Source organism: Algoriphagus taiwanensis, from assembly GCF_036245645.1.
Lineage (GTDB): Bacteria > Bacteroidota > Bacteroidia > Cytophagales > Cyclobacteriaceae > Algoriphagus > Algoriphagus taiwanensis.
The window spans coordinates 1-611 of record NZ_BTPE01000042.1 but is presented as its reverse complement, the minus strand read 5'-3'; the positions used below and the strand labels follow the sequence as shown (position 1 = coordinate 611).

Genomic DNA, 611 nt, shown 5'->3' with positions numbered 1-611 from the left:
AGTCACCGTAGCACTTGCCGTGGCAGTTTGTGCGGATTGGTTTGGAGCGGTGCCTGTCGCCGTAGCCGTATTCACCACGTTACCATTATCAACATCCGTCTGGTTAACCGCATAATTGGTCGTGACGGTGGCAGACTGGCCCGGAAGCAGGTTGCCCACAATGTCATTCGCGTTTGTCAATGGATCCGTAACCGTAGTATTGGTCAAGGTGACGTTTCCGGTATTGGTTACGATCAGTGTATAGGTGATCAAATCACCGGCCTGATCGTAGGTCGTCGGATTCGCTGTCTTGGTCAAGGCAATGCCAGGAGTCTGGATAGCAGTCACCGTAGCACTTGCCGTGGCAGTTTGTGCGGATTGGTTTGGAGCGGTGCCTGTCGCCGTAGCCGTATTCACCACGCTACCGTTGTCCACGTCCGTCTGGTTGACCGCATAATTGGTCGTGACCGTAGCAGACTGGCCTGGAAGCAGGTTGCCCACATTGTCATTCGCATTGGTCAATGGATCCGTAACCGTGGTATTGGTCAAGGTGACGTTTCCGGTGTTGGTTACGATCAGGGTATAGGTGATCAAATCACCGGCCTGATCGTAGGTCGTTGGATTCGCTGTCT

The 611-nt window shown here is 53.5% G+C and carries 1 protein-coding gene; it reads right to left on the bottom strand.

All coding sequences use genetic code 11. The annotated features are described in order from the left end of the window. The coding region (locus AAA938_RS20180) for a DUF7507 domain-containing protein (RefSeq protein WP_420915760.1) at window positions 1-611 on the bottom strand (611 nt) is incomplete at both ends.